Origin of the sequence: Nocardioides marmorisolisilvae, assembly GCF_003725775.1 — a bacterium.
GTDB lineage: Bacteria > Actinomycetota > Actinomycetes > Propionibacteriales > Nocardioidaceae > Marmoricola > Marmoricola marmorisolisilvae.
Genome location: NZ_RJSG01000002.1, coordinates 1,408,131 through 1,422,562, shown reverse-complemented (window position 1 = coordinate 1,422,562; position 14,432 = coordinate 1,408,131). Strand labels below are relative to the sequence as shown.

Below are 14,432 nucleotides of genomic sequence, written 5' to 3'. Positions count from 1 at the left end.
CGCTGATCAGATCAGGTAGGAACCGGTACGCGCCAGCGCCGCGGCCGCCTGGGTGACGACGCGGTCGATGAGCTCCTCGCAGGTCGGCAGGTCGTCGATCACGCCGACGACCTGACCGGAGGCCAGCACCCCGGCGGTCGGGTCGCCGTCGACGAGGCCCGCCTTGAGCATCATCGGCGTGTTCGCCGCCAGGATCAGCTGGGTCCAGGTGCGCTCCTGGCCGTGCTTCATCGCCTGGCCGTCCTTGACCAGCGCCGGCCAGGACATCCCGCTCATCTTCTTGAACGCGAGCGTGCGGCGGGTCGTCGGTCCGAGCCGGCGCAGGAAGCTGGACTCCTCGACCGAGGCGACCAGGTCGGTCGTCAGCATCCGGTGCGGCATGCCGTCGACCTTCGCCGTCACCACCGTGCCGTTGAGGTCGGCCTCCAGGTAGCGCTGCTTCACGGCCTCGGGGACCCGCGAGTCCTGGGTCAGCAGGAACCGCGTGCCCATGCCGACGCCGGCGGCGCCGTAGGACAGCGCTGCGGCCAGACCACGGCCGTCGAAGAACCCGCCGGCGGCGATCACCGGGATGTCGACGGCGTCGAGCACCGTGGGGAGCAGCAGGGTCGTCGGGACGTTGCCGGTGTGGCCACCGCCCTCGCCGCCCTGGATCATCACGGCGTCGGCGCCCCAGGAGGCCACCTTCACCGCGTGCTTGGGGGCGCCGATGCTCGGCACCACGACGATGTCGTGCTCCTTGAGCTTCGCGATCAGCTCGGGCTTCGGGGCCAGGGCGAACGAGGCGACCTTCACGCCGTGCTCGATCAGCAGCTGGCAGCGGTCACCGGCGTCGCCGGCGTCCGCGCGCAGGTTCACGCCGAACGGCTTGTCGGTGCGGCCCTTGACCTCGATGATCGCGGCCTCGAGCTCGGCGAGCGTCATCGTGGCGCTCGCCAGGATGCCGAGCCCGCCGGCGTTGGCGGTGCCCGAGACCAGGCGCGGACCCGCGACCCAGCCCATGCCGGTCTGCACGACCGGGTGCTTGATGCCGACCAGCTCGGTCAGCGGCGTCTTGAGCAGCTGGTCGATCATGCCTTCGGTTCCTGATCCTGTCGAAGGGCCACCGGCGGGACCTCACGGTCGCGCAGCGACCGGGGGTCGAGCACGTTGCGGATCAGCATCAGCTCGGTCTCCGTCGGCTCCCGCGTCACCGGAACGTCCCCGTCGATGGCGAGGGCGAAGCCCGTGTTCTCGACGACCTCCTCGACACTCACCCCCGGGTGCACCGAGAGCAGTCGGACGGTGTCGTCCGGACCGCGCACGTCGAAGACGCCGAGGTTGGAGACGATCCGGTGGATGTCGTTGTACTTCGAGGCACCCGGGCCGGCCTCCTTGGCCCGCTTGGGTCCGACGCCGGAGACGATGTCGACCTGCTCCACGAACACGCGGGAGTTGTGCTTCGGGACCCAGTACGACGTCCGGTTGTTGACCGTGTTGCCGGGGGCGCCGCGGGAGCCGAGGAGCTGGCGCTTCGGCTGCGCGAAGTCACCGATCGCGGAGATGTTCTGGTTGCCGTGGCGGTCGACCTGCGTCGCGCCCATCATCACGTGACGCTTGCCGTAGGCGACCACGTCGAAGACGCGGCGGAACGGGATCCAGCCCTCGACGACGTCGGCCTTCGCGAACAGCGGGGGAGTCCCGCCCAGGAACAGCGACTCGCCGTCGGAGATCACCAGGTCCGGGTTGGACGTCAGCTTGGCCAGACGAACGCCCAGCATCGGCATCGTGCCCATCGGCGAGGCGAAGATCTCGCCGTCATCCTTGAACGCGTCCGCGACAGCGATGGCGCACACCTCGGCGCGCGAGAACTCACTCACTGGGCAGCCTCCTCGGCGTGAAATGCCGCGACAGCGGCTTGGTACGCCGCCTCGTCGCCGGACAAGAACCGGTCAGCAAAAGCCGCCCAGTCCTCGTCGGAGCCGGACGCAGCAGCGGCGTACACCTTCTGGAACTTCTCGTCCCGCTCGTAGTCGGGCGTGCAGGTGGTGAAGTGCGCGCCGTTCGGGGTCTCGACGACACCGCTGACGGCCATGCGGCTGATCAGCAGCCGCTGGACCGGGGTGTCCACGGTCAGCCCGGCGGTGTCGACGATCTGCTCGCAGGTCACGAACGCCCGGTCCGCGGCCTGCACGAAGAGGTCGTCGAAGTACGGGTCCGGACCGAGGTACGTCGCGTTCCCGTGCGCGTCGGCGCGGTTCAGGTGCACGAGCGCCACGTCGAGCTTCAGGGCCGGAACGGCCGTGAGCTCCTCGAACGCGCCGTCGGAGTCGGCGTACGGGGACGTGACCGTCCTGATCCACGGATTGTTGACCAGCACGTCGGAGCCGAGGCCGGCGCGCATCGGCAGGAAGGGGAGTCGCTGCGCCGCGGCGTACAGGCCGGTCTGGAACATGCCCTCGTCCAGCTCGACGACCTCGGGGATCGACTTCTCCTGGCGGGCCTTCTGGAAGTTCGGCTCCAGCGGGATCGAGTCCAGCGAGACGAAGGCGTAGACGAGCTTCTTGATCCTGCCGGCCCGGGCGAGCAGGCCGACGTCGGCACCGCCCCAGGAGACGATCGTGAGGTCTGTCAGGTCCGAGCGCAGGATGGCGCGGACCAGGGCCATCGGCTTGCGCCGCGGGCCCCACCCGCCGATCCCGATCGTCATCCCGTCGGACAGCTGGGCGACCACCTCGTCGATGGTCATCACCTTCTCGCGAGGCTTGCTCACTTCTTGCTCTTCTCCGTTCCCGCGAAGTCGTCGCGGAGCTCGTCGGACACGCCCATCAGGTTCAGCTCGAAGGTGAAGCCCTGCTCGAAGCGGTAGCTCTTGTTCACGTCGACCGGCTCGATCCCGTTCAGCGCCTCCTTGGCGGCGCGGATCACCCGGGTGTCCTTCTCGGCGATGGCGCCCGCAACCTCCAGCGCAACAGCGTCCAGCTCGGCGCGCGGGGCGAGCCGGTAGACCGACCCGAAGCGGTGCAGCTCGGTCGCCGGGATGGTGGCGGCGGTGAAGTACAGCGCGCGCATCATCTGCTGGGGGACCAGGCGAGCCATGTGGGTGGCGGCGCCGAGGGCGCCCTGCTTGACCTCCGGTACGCCGAAGTAGGCGTCGTCGCTGGCGACCACGATGTCCGCGTTGCCGACCAGACCGACGCCACCGCCGACGCAGAAGCCGTTGACCGCGGCGATCACCGGGACGCTGCACTCGTAGACGGCCTTGAAGGCGGCGTAGCAGCCCTTGTTCGCACCGATCAGGGCGTCGAACCCGGTCGTGTTCTGCATCTCCTTGATGTCGACGCCGGCGTTGTAGCCCTTGCCCTCGGCACGCAGGATCACGACCTTGGTGCTCAGGTCGGCCGACGCCTCGTCGAGGGCGGTCGCGACGTCGAACCACTGCTGCACGGTCAGCGCGTTGACCGGGGGAGCGTTCATCGTGATGACGCGGATCCCGTCCGCGCGCAATTCACTGCTCACTGCTGACATCGAACGCCGACCTCCGGTTGTTGAGCATGTCGAAACAAACCAAGCACTTGCTTGGTACTGTATCAGCATGGCTCTCTCGATCGACCTCTCCGGCAAGGTCGTCCTCGTCACCGGCGGGTCCCGCGGGATCGGTCGCGGGATCACCGAGTCCTTCGTAGCCGCGGGCGCGACCGTCGTCACCTGCGCGCGCTCGGAGGCCGAGCCGCTGCCCGGGACGAGCCACGTCCGGTGCGACGTCCGGGACCCGGACTCGGTCCAGGCCATGGTCGACGGCATCGTGGCGACCCACGGTCGTCTGGACGTCCTGGTCAACAACGCCGGCGGCGCCCCCGCGGCCGACGCAGCCACCGCGTCCCCGCGCTTCCACGACAAGATCATCGGACTGAACCTCAGCTCGCCGCTGCTGGTCGCCCAGGTCGCCAACCAGGTGATGCAGGCGCAGGGGAGCGGCAGCATCGTGAACATCACCTCGATCAGCGCCCACCGCCCGGCGCCGACCATCGCGGCGTACGCCGCCGCCAAGGCCGGGCTCGAGAGCCTGACCAAGAGCCTGGCGATGGAGTGGGGGCCGGCGGTCCGGGTGAACTCCATCGAGGTCGGCCTGTGCCGCACCGAGCAGACCGACGACCACTACGGCGGCGACGACCGGGTCGCCAAGATCGAGGCCACCATCCCGCTGGGCCGGATGGCCCGCCCGGACGAGGTCGGCGGCGTCGCCGTCTTCCTCGCCAGCGACCTCGCCTCCTACGTCAGCGGCGCCAGCGTGGGCTGCCACGGCGGTGGCGAGCCCCCCGTCTTCTTGCACATCAACTAAGGAGCAGTACGTGTCTGGTCTTCTCGAAGGTCGCATCGCGATCGTCACCGGCGCGGGTCGCGGCATCGGCCGTGCGCACGCGCTCGAGCTCGCCCGCCAGGGCGCCAAGGTCGTCGTCAACGACTTCGGCGTGACGAACAACGGTGAGAAGAGCGACAGCCCGGCCCACGAGGTCGTCGCCGAGATCGAGGCGATGGGCGGCCAGGCGGTCGTCAACGGCGCCGACGTCGCCGACTTCGAGCAGGCCGGTGCGCTGATCCAGCAGGCGATCGACACCTTCGGGGGCCTGGACATCCTGGTGAACAACGCCGGGTTCGTCCGCGACCGGATGCTGGTCAACGCCACCGAGGACGAGTGGGACGCCGTCATCCGGGTGCACCTGAAGGGCCACTTCGCGACCCTGCGGCACGCCGCGGCGTACTGGCGCGCGGAGTCCAAGGAAGGCCGCCAGCGCGCGGCCCGGGTCATCAACACCACCTCCGGCGCCGGCCTCCAGGGCTCGATCGGTCAGGTGACCTACTCGGCCGCCAAGGGCGGCATCGCCACGATGACGCTGGTCGCCGCCGCGGAGCTGGGCCGGGTCGGCGTCACCGTCAACGCGCTGGCGCCGGTCGCCAAGACCCGGATGACCGAGGGTGCCTTCGACACCTCCGAGATGGCGCTGCCCGAGGACAACTCGCCGATCGTCGCCTGGCTGGCCTCCGAGGCCGCCGGCCACGTCACCGGCCGGGTCTTCGAGAGCGACGGCGGCAAGCTCACCCTCGAGGACGGCTGGCGCCACGGCGCGAGCCGCGACAACGGCTCCCGCTGGGACGCGACCGAGCTCGGCGAGGTCGTCGACGCCCTCATCGCCGAGGGCGAGAGCCCGGAGCCGGTGTACGGCGCCAGCTGATCGGCTGATCAGCCGCCGAAGGCCACCGAGTCCTGGGCGGCCGGGACCACGACTGCCGGGATGTTGTCGTAGACGAACCGGAGCGAGCCCGGGTCGTTCTTCGTCTCGCTGTCCAGGCGCAGCACCCGGTGCGGCTCGGCGACCTCGACGAGGAAGCTGTAGGTCTCCGAGCCCTGGGAATCGCTGACCTCGATCACGTCCTGACCGTGGTACGTCTGGACTGCGCTCACGGTCCCGTCCGAGTCGGCCGGGTCGCCGGAGACCTTGCCGCCCGCCTGGGCGATCAGCGTGCCCACGTTGCACAGGTTCGCGAATTCCTTCGACGCCTCGACCTTGGCCCACCGTCCGTGCAGGTAGGAGATCGTCGTCGCCGCGTCCTTGCCGACGCTCTGCTTCCAGAACTCCCGGTCGCCCTTGAGGTACGTCGCCCGCTTGGTCGCGACGAACTGCGTGGTCGCGCCGTCCTGGGTCAGCTTCCCGGCGCAGTTGCCGGCGCCGTCCGTGCGCACGTCGAGGTCGAGGTGCTTGCCGTCATCGATGAAGGTCCCGGTGAGGCGGATCTTGTGCACCTTGCTCATCGCGTCGATCGCGTCCTTGACGATGATCCCGGGGGGCTGCTTCGCGAAGTCCGGAGTCGCCGGGACGGTGGGCGTGGCCGGGGTCGTCGAGGTCGCCGGCGTCGAGGGGCCGGATGCTTTCTTCCCGTCAGAGCTGTCCTTGCTCCCGCACCCCGTCACCGTGACGGCGAGCACTGCTGCCGCCGTCAGGGCGAGGATCCGCGCACCTGTCCGAGCCATCCCGAGCCTCCTGGCTGTCATCGTCGTGAGGGCACAGCCTGACATGCAGAACACCCGCCCGGGGACCGGACGGGTGTTCTGGTGGTGCAGGGATCAGATGCGCTCGATGATGGTGCCCGAGCCCTGGGCGCCACCGGCACACATCGAGATCAGCGCCGTGGTCTTGTCCTGGCGCTCGAGCTCGTGCAGGGCGGTGGTCAGCAGCCGGGTGCCGGTCGAGCCGACCGGGTGTCCGATCGCGATGGCGCCGCCGTTGACGTTGTAGCGGTCCTCGGGGACGTTGTGGACCTTCGCCCAGCTCATCACCACGGCCGCGAACGCCTCGTTGACCTCGAACAGGTCGATGTCGGAGATGCTCATGCCCGAGTCCTTGAGCACCTTCTCGGTCGCCTGGACCGGGCCGTCGAGGTGGTAGTACGGGTCGGCGCCGACGAGCGTGGAGGTGATGATCCGAGCCCGCGGCTTGAGGCCGAGCGACTTCGCCAGGTCCTCGTCCATCAACAGCAGGGCGGAGGAGCCGTCGGAGATCTGCGAGGACGTGCCGGCGGTGTGGAACCCGCCCTCGAGCACCGGCTTCAGCGTGGCCAGGCCCTCCAGGGTGGTCTCGCGGAGGCCCTGGTCGGTGTCGACGACGCGGGTCTCACCGGTCGGCTTGCCCTCCTCGTCCAGGAGCGGAGCCTCGACCCCGAAGATCTCGCGCTTGAAGCGGCCCTCCGCAACGGCGACGGCGGCCTTGCGCTGGGACTCGAAGCCGAAGCGGTCCACGTCCTCGCGGGTGAAGCCGCGGTTCTTGGCGATGCGGTCGGCGCCCTCGAACTGGGTCGGCAGGTCGATGTTCCAGCCCGGAGGGCGCGGGTCACCGGTGCCCGGAGGAACGTTGGCGCCGAGGCCGATGCGCGACATCGACTCGATGCCGCAGGCGATGCCGACCTTGATGGCACCGCCGGCGATCATCGCGTTGATCAGGTGGGTGGCCTGCTGGGCCGAGGAGCACTGGGCGTCGACCACGGTCGAGGCGGTGGCGTTCGGGAGGCCGGCGTGCATCCAGGCGCGGCGGACCATGTTGTTGGACTGCTCGCCCGCCTGGGTGACGACTCCACCGATGACCTGGTCGACCAGCTCGGGGTCGATGCCCGAGCGCTTGAGCACCTCGACCTGAGATGCGCCGAGCAGCTCGGCGGCGTGCAGGCCTGCCAGCCAGCCGCGGCGCTTGCCGAGGGGAGTGCGGACGGCCTCGACGATGACCGGGTTGCCCATGGAGTTCCTCCTGTGACGGGTGGGAAGTTCCTCACCAAAATAGAACACGTTCTCGTCCAAAGATAGCCTGAAAGTGTGCCCGAAGGGCTTTGTTCACGTGGATAAATGTGTCACCATGACCACTAGAACGTGTTACAGAAACCTGGGAGGACAACCCCGTGACCGCAGCGCCCGTACTGCCTGACGCCTTTGACCCGACCGACCCCGGTCTGAACGAGATCGAGATCCCGCTCAGGGAGTTCGCCGAGCTCCGCAAGACCGCTCCGGTGTTCTGGGTCGAGCAGGCCCCCGAGGCCCGCGCCGGCTTCCTCGACCAGGGTTTCTGGGCGATCAGCCGGCACGCCGACATCCTCGCGGTGTCGAAGAACAGCAAGGACTTCTCGGCCAACGAGAACGGCGTGATCATCCGCTTCGGCGCGGACATGACCCGCGAGCAGGTCGAGCTGCAGAGCGTGATGCTGGTCAACCAGGACCCGCCGGACCACACCAAGCTGCGCCAGATCATCAGCCGCGGCTTCACCCCGCGCTCGATCAACGCTCTCAAGGAGGTGCTCGTCGAGCGCGCCGAGAAGATCGTGGACGAGGCGCTCGCCCGCGGCGAGGGCGACTTCGTCTACGAGGTGGCCGCCGAGCTGCCGCTCCAGGCGATCGCCGAGCTGCTCGGTGTCCCGATGGCGGACCGCGGCAAGCTGTTCGACTGGTCGAACCAGATGCTCGCCTACGACGACCCGGAGTACAACGCGGACCCGGCCACGGCCGCCGCCGAGATCCTCGGCTACGCGATGATGCTCGCCGCGGACCGCAAGGAGAACCCGCAGGACGACATCATCACCAAGCTCGTCACCGCCGGTGAGGACGGCGAGGGTCTGACCGACGACGAGTTCGGGTTCTTCGTGATCCTGCTCGCCGTGGCCGGCAACGAGACCACCCGCAACGCGATCACCCACGGGATGATGGCCTTCTTCGAGAACCCCGAGCAGTGGGACATCTGGAAGAAGGACCGCCCGACCGGCATGGTCGACGAGGTCATCCGCTGGGCGACCCCGGTGACCGTGTTCCAGCGCACCGCGCTGCGCGACGTCGAGATCGGTGGCCAGCTGGTCAAGAAGGGCGACCGCGTCGCCCTCTACTACGCCTCGGGCAACCACGACGACGAGGTCTTCGACAACCCGACCGTCTTCGACGTCAACCGCGAGCACAACCCGCACCTGGCGTTCGGCGGTCACGGCGCGCACTACTGCATCGGTGCGAACCTGGCCCGCCTCGAGGTCGAGGTGATGTTCAACGTGCTCGCCGACAAGGCGCCGAACATCTCCCAGACCGGTGCGCCGCGTCGCCTGCGGCACGCCTGGATCAACGGCATCAAGGAGCTCCCGGTCAAGTACGCCTGACCTGGGTTCCGTACGACGAAGCCGCCGTTACCGACCGGGTGACGGCGGCTTCGTCGTACCCTCGGGAGATGACGCGGACCCACCGCCACGCCTTCGCTGTTGGCGGCGTTTCGGCTGCGCTTGCTGCGTACACCCTGGGTCCGTGGCTGCCCGGGGACTGGCTCGCGCGCCATGCGACGCTCTGGTGGATCTGGCTCGCCTCGGTCCTGGTGCTGGGCTTCGCGTGCGTCCTCATCGGAATCCACCTGTGGTCGACCGAGGAACGCGCGACGCTCGGCTTCGGCCTCGTCTGGGGGTCGGTCCTGTTCTACCTGCCGTTCTGGGGCTGGGTGTTCCTCATCCTGCTGCCGAGCGAGTTCGCGGACGGCTGAGTCAGACCTGCGGACCCTCGGTCCGCAGCCGCTGCACGTCGGACATCGCCTCGCGCAGCTTCCCGAGCCAGTCCTCGGTGTGCTCGCCCACCAGCCGCACGCACCAGCCGAGCGCGTCAGCCCGGCTCCGGGCCACGCCGGCCTCGACGAGGGTGTCCAGGACCTGGCGCTCCGGCTGCCGCAGCCGGGTCATCACCGGGGCGGCGACGTGGGTGAACAGCGCCCGGGTGTCCCCGGAGGCGGCGCCCCAGGCGACCTTGCGCTCGAAGCGGTGCTCGGCCTCGCGGGCGATCTTGATGCGCGCCTCGCGGGTGTCCTCCCGGAACCGGGAGATCCGCCCGACGGCGGCTTCCCGGGCTTCCTCCGGGGGAGTCTCGTCGGTGACGCCCTCGGGTCGCTCCAGGCGTCCGACGACCGTGATCTCCTCGCGGTCGACGGTCACCTCGGCCGCCTCGGTGAACCAGTCCTCGGGCAGGCGCCCGTGCACCCACGCGGTGATCTGCTCTGCTTCTGTGGCACCCATGATTCCAACCTCCTGCAACGTTGTAATCATGTAATCACACTCAGTCAAGAGCGGGCGGTCAGCACCAGCGGTCCGTCCTCGGTGATGGCGATCGTGTGCTCGCTGTGGGCGCCACGGGAGCCGTCCTTGCTGCGCAGGGTCCAGCCGTCGGGGTCGGTGTAGATCTCGTCGGTGGTGTGCATGAACCACGGCTCGATCGCGATGACCAGGCCCGGCTTCAACGGCAGGCCGCGCCCGGGGCGGCCGTCGTTGGCCACGTGCGGGTCGCCGTGCATCGTGCGCCCGACGCCGTGACCGCCGAACTGCAGGTTCACCCCGAGTCCGGCAGCGCGCGCCACGTCGCCGATCGCGGCCGAGATGTCACCCAATCGGTTCCCGACGACCGCAGCGGCGATGCCGGCCTCGAGCGCCTCCTCGGTCGTCCGGATCAACGCCAGATCTGCAGGATCCGCGGAACCCACCACCAGAGACGTCGCCGAGTCCGCCACCCAGCCGTCCACCGAGCAGGCGAAGTCGACGCTCAGCAGGTCGCCGTCACGCAACCGGTAGTCGAACGGCAGCCCGTGCAGCACGGCGTCGTTCACCGACGTGCACAGCACCTTGCCGAACGGCATCGCCCCGAACGACGGGTGGTAGTCGACGTAGCAGGAGGTGGCTCCGCGCTCGGCGATCATCCGCTCGGCCAGGGCGTCCAGCTCGAGCAGGTTGACCCCGACGTCGGCGGCCTCGCGCAGGGCGGTCAGCACCTCGGCGACGAAACGCCCGGCCGGGCGCATCTGCTCGATCTTGGCGGGGGAGAAGAGCTCGATCACGTGCCCACCCTAGGGACTCACAGGCCCGGGAACGCCGAGCGGAGCTCGTCGAGGGTGACGTTCCCGGTCACCGTGACGGCGGCGGGTGTGTACGCAGGCCCGAGGCGACCGACCATCAGGCGGAGCGCCGCCTCGACCGGCCCGGAGAAGGTCGCGGTGGGTTCGTCGGCGGACGACGCGAGGGAGACGGTGTCGGTGATCGCGATGCTGTAGCCGGAGTCGCCGAGGGACAGGACGACGTCGTCGGCGATCCGGTCCGCCTTGCCGATGAACCCCAGCAGGAAGCCGAGGTCGCCGGCGAGGTGCTCGAGCAGCACGGCGGTGCTGCGATCGAGAAGTGCGGCACCCCGGTCCATGGCGACCCGCGCGTCCCAGCCGTGGTGGGTCGCCTCGCTGAGCCGGAGCCCGGCGTACGTCGCCACGCTGATCGGAGCCGGCAGGTACGGCACCGGGACCTGGAGCGACTCGCGCTGGTCGGCGCTCAGGTCCTCGTAGGCCTCGACCATGGTGAGGTTGTGACGCAGGTACTCGCTGCGCTGCTCGTCGGGACCCATCGCGTCCCAGCGAGCCCAAACGGACGGGTTGAACGAGTCGTCCAGCGGTTCGCGTAGGCCCAGCGCCACCTGGAGGCCGGCGAGGCCGATCTCCGAGCCGCTGCCGAGGTGCGAGAGCACCTGGGCCGCCGACCACTCGCTGGCACCCGAGGGTCCGGTCAGCTCCGCATCGGTGAACGCAGCCACCACCGCCGCCAGATCGTCGTGCTCGTGGCGGAGGGCGTCGATCGTGCGTGCGGCGAGAGTCGTCATGCCGGACCAACCGCGATGACGCGCCCGGTGTTCCCGGTGCCGCCGTCAGTTGCTCGGCTTGTCCGCGCCCACCAGCCACATCGCGAAGAACTGCGAACCGCCGCCGTACGCGTGGCCGAGGGCCTTCCGCGCGCCGTCGACCTGGTGCTCGCCGGCCTCGCCCATGACCTGCAGCGCCGCCTCGCCGAAGCGCAGCATGCCGCTGGCGCCGATCGGGTTGGAGGACAGCACGCCACCGCTCATGTTGATCGGGAGCTTGCCGCCGATCGCGGTCTCGCCGGCCTCGGTCAGCTTCCAGCCCTCGCCCTCCGGCATGAAGCCGAGGTTCTCGATCCACATCGGCTCGAACCAGGAGAACGGCACGTAGATCTCCGCGCAGTCGATCTCCTCGAGCGGGTTGGTGATGCCGGCCTGCTTGTAGAGGGCGGCCGAAGCAGCCCGGCCGGCAGCCGGGTTCACCTGGTCGCGCTCGGCGGCCGTGGTCGGCTCCGAACGCATCTGGGTGCTGTGGATCCAGGCCGGGTTCTTGATGCCGGACTTCGCGACCGCGTCCTCGGAGGCGATCACCAGCGCGCAGGCGCCGTCGGAGGACGGGCAGGTCTCGTCGTACCGGATCGGGTCCCACAGCATCGTGGAGGCCAGCACCGACTCGACCGTGGTGCCCTCGTTCTTGAGGTGGGCGTACGGATTCTTCAGCGCGTTCTGGCGGTCCTTCGCGGCCACCATCGCGCCGATGTGGCTCGGGGCGCCCGAGCGTCGGATGTAGGAACGCACGTGCGGGGCGAAGTAACCGCCCGCGCCGGCGTGCACCGGCATGATGAACGGCACCGGGATCGAGAGCGCCCACATCGCGTTCGACTCGGACTGCTTCTCGAAGGCGACCGTGAGCACGCGCTCGTGCACGCCGGACTGCACCAGGGAGGCGGCCACGATCGCGGTCGAGCCGCCGACCGAGCCGGCCGTGTGCACCCGCAAGAGCGGCTTGCCGGCCGCACCGAGCGCGTCGGCCAGGTACAGCTCGGGCATCATCACGCCCTCGAACAGGTCCGGTGCCTTGCCGACGACGACGGCGTCGATGTCGTCGAAGGTCAGTCCGGCGTCGAGCAGCGCACGGTCGACCGCTTCGCGCAGGAGGCCGGCGATCGAGACGTCCTCGCGGACGGCGCGGTGGTGGGTCTGGCCGACCCCGATGACTGCTGCGGGAACCTTGCCCATCAGTTACGTCCCTCCAGGGTGCAGACCAGGTTGTGCTGGAGCACCGGACCCTGGGTCGTGTGCGCGAGCGCCTTGTCGGAGTTGCCGGCCCAGATCCGCGAGGCGGCCTCGCCGATCCGGTTCAGACCGGCGGAGAACATCGGGTTCGCGGTCAGCGCACCACCCGACGGGTTGATCGTCACGTCACCGGGCAGGCCGAGCGCGTTGCGCAGGATCAGCTCCTGGTGCGAGAACGGCGCGTGCAGCTCAGCCGTGTCGACGCCATCCACACCAGCGGCCGTCCCGGCGGCCGCGGTGGAGACCGACTCGGTCAACGAGCGCGCGTTCAGCGCGATCGGCTCGATGCGGTGCTCGAACCCGGTGATCCAGGCCGGACGCTGCCGGGCCTCGCGCGCCTTGTCGCCGGCGGCCAGGATGATGCCGGCCGCACCGTCGGAGACGGGGGCGCAGTCCCAGCGGCGCAGCGGGTCGGCGTACACCGGCTGGGCCAGGACGTCGTCGATCGAGGTCGCGCCCTTGCGGATCGCCCACTCGTTGGCGGCGGCGTCGGTCATCGAGCGGGCGACGACCTCGGCCATCGCCTTCTCGTCCCACAAGCCCTTCTCGATGCCCTCACGCGCCTGGATGCCGGCCAGCGACACGGTGTCCGGCCACAGCGGCTGGGTCGTGTACGGGTCGAGCTGGAGCGCCAGGATCCGGCGCAGGGTGCCGGCCGAGGACTTGCCGAAGCCGTAGACCAGCGCGGTGTCGACCTCGCCGGTCTGGATCTTGATCCAGGCCTCGTACATCGCCCAGGCCGCGTCCATCTCGACGTGCGACTCCATCACCGGCGGCAGGGTGCCGATGGCGTCGACGGCCGAGACGAACGAGAACGACCGTCCGGCCAGGTAGTCGCTGGAGCCGGAGCACCAGAAGCCGATGTCGGACTTGGTCCAGCCGGTCTGCTCGTACAGGTCCTGGATGATCGGGACCAGGATCTCCAGACAGGTCGGGGACCCGTCGAGCTCCTTCATCTGCTGCTGGCTGAAGCCAACAACTGCTACGTCACGCATGTCTGTCCTCGCCTGTCAGAGGTGGTGCTTGTAGGTCTCGAAGTCCGCGTCCGGCTCGCCCGTGGGCTTGAAGTACCGGATGTTGTTCAGGTCGGTCGTCCACTCCTCGCGGGGCTTCCAGACCGCCTCGACCCGCATGCCCATCCGGACGTCGGCAGCGTCGATGTCCAGGATCAGGTGCAGGAACGCGATGTCCGCACCGTCGAGCAGGACGTACGCCGAGACGTAGGGGATCGGGATGGTCTGGCCCTGGAACGGGACGTTCACCACGCAGTAGGTGGTGACCGTGCCGCGGTCGGGTAGCTCGACCTCGTCGGTGGTCGGGATGCCGTCCACCGGGCAGGCGCCGCGCGGCGGGACGTAGACCTTCTCGCACTTGGGGCAGCGCTGGCCGAAGATCTTGCCCTCGGCCAGGCCGCGGAAGAACTTCGTCTCCTCGGGGGAGGCGGCGTAGTCGTAGGCCAGCTTCACCGGCGAGACGATGCCGGTCACCTCGGGCGCACCGAACTCCATCGACGCGGAGCCCTCCGAGCTGCCGTCACCGGCCGGCTCGAAGTGCGCGATGTCGCGGATGGTCCCGGTCGGGTCCTCGGCCCACACCACCCGGACGCGGAGCCCGGTCGAGATCTCGGCGGGGGAGTCCACGGCCACGGCGTGCAGCAGGGGAGCGTCGGCCCCGTCGAGCAGGATCTGCGCGAACGCGAACGGCTTCTCCAGCGGCTGCTGCGCCACCGGCTCGGCCACCCACGACCAGCTCTGCACGACCCCGTGGTCGCTGACCGGGACCAGCTCGGTCACGGCCGCGTGGGTGATCGGGTCGTACTCCGGCGGCGGCACGACGACGCGACCGTCGGAGGTCACGCCCCCGAGGATCGAGTGCTGCTTGAGAGCGGACATGAACTGGGAGAGCACGGGGCCGAGCGACCGGGTGTAGTCGAACTCGACCTTCATCGGCGCGTGAAGAACCCGCGATTCTGTGGTGGGGGCCATGGCAC

Annotated in this window: 16 protein-coding genes; 4 read left to right on the top strand and 12 right to left on the bottom strand. The window is 69.5% G+C overall.

Features of this window, described 5'->3' with window-relative positions; translation table 11 throughout:
* Nucleotides 1–6: 6 nt before the first annotated feature.
* From EFL95_RS10985 to EFL95_RS10970, 4 genes are read right to left on the bottom strand one after another with little or no spacing between them, the layout of a single operon-like run.
* Complete coding sequence (locus tag EFL95_RS10985) at nucleotides 7–1,074, bottom strand: NAD(P)H-dependent flavin oxidoreductase (protein ID WP_123234001.1); 1,068 nt, start codon at nucleotides 1,072–1,074, stop codon at nucleotides 7–9.
* Nucleotides 1,071–1,859 carry a CoA-transferase subunit beta gene (locus tag EFL95_RS10980; protein ID WP_123234000.1) on the bottom strand — a complete coding sequence of 263 codons (789 nt, stop codon included), beginning with the start codon at nucleotides 1,857–1,859 and terminating at the stop codon, nucleotides 1,071–1,073. Before EFL95_RS10980 ends, EFL95_RS10985 begins: the two co-directional genes overlap by 4 nt.
* Complete coding sequence (locus EFL95_RS10975) at nucleotides 1,856–2,752, bottom strand: CoA transferase subunit A (protein ID WP_246004899.1); 897 nt, start codon at nucleotides 2,750–2,752, stop codon at nucleotides 1,856–1,858. The genes EFL95_RS10980 and EFL95_RS10975 overlap by 4 nt, the downstream gene beginning before the upstream one ends.
* Nucleotides 2,749–3,507: an enoyl-CoA hydratase family protein gene (locus tag EFL95_RS10970; protein ID WP_123233999.1), complete on the bottom strand. Its 759-nt coding sequence runs from the start codon at nucleotides 3,505–3,507 to the stop codon at nucleotides 2,749–2,751. The genes EFL95_RS10975 and EFL95_RS10970 overlap by 4 nt, the downstream gene beginning before the upstream one ends.
* A gap of 67 nt (nucleotides 3,508–3,574) precedes the next feature.
* Between EFL95_RS10970 and EFL95_RS10965 the strand changes: the two genes are divergently transcribed.
* Nucleotides 3,575–4,321: an SDR family oxidoreductase gene (locus tag EFL95_RS10965; RefSeq protein ID WP_123233998.1), complete on the top strand. Its 747-nt coding sequence runs from the start codon at nucleotides 3,575–3,577 to the stop codon at nucleotides 4,319–4,321.
* Between the two features lie 10 nt (nucleotides 4,322–4,331).
* Nucleotides 4,332–5,213 carry an SDR family oxidoreductase gene (locus tag EFL95_RS10960; protein WP_123233997.1) on the top strand — a complete coding sequence of 294 codons (882 nt, stop codon included), beginning with the start codon at nucleotides 4,332–4,334 and terminating at the stop codon, nucleotides 5,211–5,213.
* An 8-nt stretch (nucleotides 5,214–5,221) separates the two neighbouring features.
* Here EFL95_RS10960 and EFL95_RS10955 read toward each other — a convergent pair whose 3' ends face one another.
* A complete protein-coding gene (locus tag EFL95_RS10955; protein WP_123233996.1) occupies nucleotides 5,222–6,010 on the bottom strand; it encodes a hypothetical protein in 789 nt (262 codons plus the stop codon).
* A 93-nt stretch (nucleotides 6,011–6,103) separates the two neighbouring features.
* The gene (locus EFL95_RS10950) at nucleotides 6,104–7,267 is read right to left on the bottom strand and encodes a steroid 3-ketoacyl-CoA thiolase (RefSeq protein ID WP_123233995.1); all 1,164 of its coding nucleotides are present in this window, start codon (nucleotides 7,265–7,267) and stop codon (nucleotides 6,104–6,106) included.
* Nucleotides 7,268–7,425: 158 nt separating this feature from the next.
* Between EFL95_RS10950 and EFL95_RS10945 the strand changes: the two genes are divergently transcribed.
* Together EFL95_RS10945 and EFL95_RS10940 are read left to right on the top strand one after the other, a co-directional pair.
* A complete protein-coding gene (locus tag EFL95_RS10945; RefSeq protein ID WP_123233994.1) occupies nucleotides 7,426–8,658 on the top strand; it encodes a cytochrome P450 in 1,233 nt (410 codons plus the stop codon).
* Between the two features lie 68 nt (nucleotides 8,659–8,726).
* Nucleotides 8,727–9,029: a hypothetical protein gene (locus tag EFL95_RS10940; RefSeq protein ID WP_123233993.1), complete on the top strand. Its 303-nt coding sequence runs from the start codon at nucleotides 8,727–8,729 to the stop codon at nucleotides 9,027–9,029.
* Nucleotide 9,030: 1 nt separating this feature from the next.
* On the opposite strand, the gene EFL95_RS10935 is transcribed toward EFL95_RS10940, so the two are convergent.
* Genes EFL95_RS10935 through EFL95_RS10910 form a run of 6 tightly spaced genes read right to left on the bottom strand, consistent with a single transcriptional unit; the run spans nucleotide 9,031 to nucleotide 14,388 of the window.
* Nucleotides 9,031–9,552: a hypothetical protein gene (locus EFL95_RS10935; RefSeq protein ID WP_221176366.1), complete on the bottom strand. Its 522-nt coding sequence runs from the start codon at nucleotides 9,550–9,552 to the stop codon at nucleotides 9,031–9,033.
* 44 nt (nucleotides 9,553–9,596) lie between these two features.
* Nucleotides 9,597–10,364, bottom strand: coding sequence for a type I methionyl aminopeptidase (gene map / locus EFL95_RS10930; protein ID WP_123233992.1), 768 nt, complete (start codon nucleotides 10,362–10,364; stop codon nucleotides 9,597–9,599).
* A 17-nt stretch (nucleotides 10,365–10,381) separates the two neighbouring features.
* Nucleotides 10,382–11,170, bottom strand: coding sequence for a maleylpyruvate isomerase N-terminal domain-containing protein (locus tag EFL95_RS10925; protein ID WP_123233991.1), 789 nt, complete (start codon nucleotides 11,168–11,170; stop codon nucleotides 10,382–10,384).
* A 45-nt stretch (nucleotides 11,171–11,215) separates the two neighbouring features.
* Nucleotides 11,216–12,385 (bottom strand): thiolase domain-containing protein, encoded by a 1,170-nt coding sequence (locus EFL95_RS10920; RefSeq protein ID WP_123233990.1) that lies wholly within the window; start codon nucleotides 12,383–12,385, stop codon nucleotides 11,216–11,218.
* Complete coding sequence (locus tag EFL95_RS10915) at nucleotides 12,385–13,437, bottom strand: thiolase domain-containing protein (RefSeq protein WP_123233989.1); 1,053 nt, start codon at nucleotides 13,435–13,437, stop codon at nucleotides 12,385–12,387. The genes EFL95_RS10920 and EFL95_RS10915 overlap by 1 nt, the downstream gene beginning before the upstream one ends.
* Before the next feature lie 15 nt (nucleotides 13,438–13,452).
* Complete coding sequence (locus EFL95_RS10910; protein WP_246004898.1) at nucleotides 13,453–14,388, bottom strand: Zn-ribbon domain-containing OB-fold protein; 936 nt, start codon at nucleotides 14,386–14,388, stop codon at nucleotides 13,453–13,455.
* Nucleotides 14,389–14,432 lie beyond the last annotated feature (44 nt).